This is a genomic window from Synechococcus sp. OH2 (genome assembly GCF_047462155.1).
GTDB lineage: Bacteria > Cyanobacteriota > Cyanobacteriia > Thermostichales > Thermostichaceae > Thermostichus.
On sequence record NZ_JANSIR010000001.1, the window covers coordinates 34,967 to 37,862 of the forward strand.

Consider the following 2,896-nt stretch of genomic DNA (forward strand, 5'->3'; position numbering starts at 1 on the left):
TTTGCCATCCGAGACAAACGCCGCAATCAGGAGGCCGCTTGCCCCTTCAAGTGCTGCAGGGATCGGAACAGGAGCACGATATAGGTCCAGGCAAGTGGCGTAACTGCTACCCCCCCGACCACCCCAGGCACCAACCCAAGCACAGTCCCATCAAAGCCGAGGATCGAACCTAAGACTCCTGCAAAAACAACAAAAACAAAAAAGACAACAGCCCAAATCAAACCTGGAACCACAAGAGCCCAAAACACGCCCCACCAGCGGCCCTTGACAAGGTTCCAACTGTAGCGCAGCCCTTCTGTAGCTCCTCGATTTTCCAAGGCAATGGCACAAGGGGTAAAAACCAGCCTGACTCCCACGTAAATGCCAGGAAGGATCAAAAGGAGGGAGGCAAGGAAAGAGAGGAGTCCTACTAAGATGCTGCCGAAAACCAGAGGCACTGCCTTCGAAAGGGCCCGGTCGAGGCTGTTGCCCAGCAGGGGAGCTTGCCGCTTCAGGTGCTGATCCACCAGCCAAAAGGCTGCGCCAGCCAGGATGGGAGCAACAATTAGGCTGTAGGCCAAATTGAGGATCCCCCCAAAAAGTGGGATCAGCTCTGCGACGATGGGAATGAAGAAGCCGGGAGAGGCCAGGATCAACAGCGGCCCATAGATGGGGACTACAACTTCAAACGAGCGCTGCAGAAGGGAAAGCGAGTTAAGAGTAGCGCTTTGCATGGCAGAGGGATCCCTGGGGTAGACACCCTCTACATACCACACCATCCCCCTTTTTGGGCTGAGAAGGGGATTAAGAAAGTCAAAGTCTGTGTCTTTCTATACAGAAGATTTTTGTAAAATCCAAGCCGCCGCTTGTTCGCCGCTGCGCAGGGATCCCTCGATGCTGCTCTGGTGGGTGTATTCCCCAGCCCAGAGAAGGCCCGGCAGGCCGCTGCCGGTGGGAACCAGATACTGCTGAAAGCCGGGCGGCTGGACAAACTGGGCAAAAGGGATCCGATACACCCGCAGCAGGCGCAATCGTTCCAAGGGGGCTTTGGGAAAGTAGGTCTGCAGCTCGGCCCGGCAGGTTTGGGCCAGTTCCTCATCGCCCAGAGGGGGATCCCCCAGCACCGTCACCGAATAGAGATGCTGACCGGCAGGAGCCAGCGCCGGGCTGAGGCGGGTGAGCTGCACCCAGTGGTTGATCCAGCCTTGGCCACTGGCGTTGAGGTACAAGTAGGCACCGCGGGCCAGGGAAAAGGGGGCGCAGAAATAAAGGCAGGTCACCGCCCGTCCCTGGGTGGGGATGGGCGCAGCAGCTTGAGGGCAGAGCTCGGCCTGCCAGGCTCGCGCTTGAGGGGCATCGGTGGCACAGACCACCCATTCAGCAGGGATCTCCTCGCCCTTGGCGGTGCGGATCCCGCGCACTTTTCCCTCTTCCACCAGGATGCGCTCCACCGAGGTTTGGTAGCGGATCTGTTCTGGGGCAAGGTGGCCGGCCAGTTGGCGGACAATCTCTCCCATGCCCAGCGCCGGGGTGACGATGGCTCCTTCGGCCATCATCTTGAAATAAAAGGCAAAGAGGCGGGCGCTGCTGGCCAGATCCGGATCCAAAAGAATGCCGCGGAAAAAAGGGTAGAAGAAGTGCTGGCAGATCTTTTGGGAAAATCCGTACTCCTCCAGGAACTCTCGCACTGAGCGGTCAGATCCCCCCAGTCCTTCCTGGAAAACCTGTTCTGGGGTGCGCCGCGCCAGCTCCGCCCGCAACTGCAGCACCTTGAGCTTGTCGCCAAAGCTGGCCAAGGGGTTGAAGAGGGAAGGGACAATGCTGGTCGGATCCCGCAGGGGATCCCCCAACAGCCAGCAACGACCGGGTTGGGCCAGCATCGCTCCCGGACGGTAGGGGTAGGGATTGAGCTGGCCTAGATCCAGATGCCGCCGCACTTGGGGATAGGCGGTAAACAGCACCTGAAAGCCGCGATCCAAACGGAAGCCCTCCACCGCGTCGGTGCGCACCCGCCCGCCGGGGCCGTCGCTTTTTTCCAGGACTAGGACATCGCTCCAACCCGCCTGGCTCAGCACCTTGGCGCAGGTTAAGCCGGCCAGCCCTGCCCCGATAATGACCACTCTGCCCATGCTGCTGGGATCCCTTCTCCGTGGAGTATTTTACCTGGCTCGATTCCTCAAGGCTGAGTCCCCTTCTGAGGCAGGATGTTCTGGCCCCCAGATGCGAATGGCGCCATCGGCACCGCCGCTGAGAAGGGTTTGCCCGTTGGGGCCAAACAGCAGAGCACTCACCATCCCAGTCTGGCCGCCCAGGGTGCGCAACTCTTTGCCGCTGCCCAGATCCCAGAGTTTGATCTGCTGGGCGCGGTGATCGGTGCCGCTGGCCAGCAGGCGGCCATCGGGGCTGAGGGCAAAGGTGGCCAAGCCAGACAAGGGCTGGGCCAGAGTGCGCTCGAGGGATCCCGTGCCCACGTTCCAGATCCAGACGCCGGAAGCGCTGGCGGCGAGCAAGTGGCGGCCATCGGGGCTGAGGAGCACCTGCTCGATGGGGTAGTCGGCCTCCAGGGTTTTCAACAAAGCCCCGCTGCCGGGATCCCAAAGATGAACGGTGGGATCCCCGTTGGCGGCCACCAGGATCCAGGGCGGGCTCCTTTTTTCCGCCACCCCAGAGGGAGCGAAGGCCACCGCCGTAATGCCTGACCCCTGGGTAACCGGGTGGGCGGCGCTGTCGATGGTGCGCACCAACTGGCCATCCTCAGCTTGCCAAAGGCGAATGGTACGGTCGGCGCTGCCGCTGGCAATCCAACGGCCATCGGGGCTGATGGCGACGCTGTTGATCAGCTCGGTGTGACCCTGCAACTGCAGCCGTGGCACCCCATCCCCCAGGGTGGCCAAATCCCAAACCCGCACCGTCTTGT

3 protein-coding genes are annotated in these 2,896 nt (G+C 61.3%); all 3 read right to left on the reverse strand.

Features of this window, described 5'->3' with window-relative positions; genetic code table 11:
- Positions 1-26: 26 nt before the first annotated feature.
- The gene (locus tag NW835_RS00180) at positions 27-713 is read right to left on the reverse strand and encodes a glycerophosphoryl diester phosphodiesterase membrane domain-containing protein (protein ID WP_414414203.1); all 687 of its coding nucleotides are present in this window, start codon (positions 711-713) and stop codon (positions 27-29) included.
- 96 nt (positions 714-809) lie between these two features.
- Positions 810-2,108 (reverse strand): FAD-dependent oxidoreductase, encoded by a 1,299-nt coding sequence (locus NW835_RS00185; protein WP_414414204.1) that lies wholly within the window; start codon positions 2,106-2,108, stop codon positions 810-812.
- Between the two features lie 30 nt (positions 2,109-2,138).
- Positions 2,139-2,896 (reverse strand): WD40 repeat domain-containing protein (locus NW835_RS00190; protein WP_414414205.1); only part of this gene is annotated, 758 nt, incomplete at its 5' end.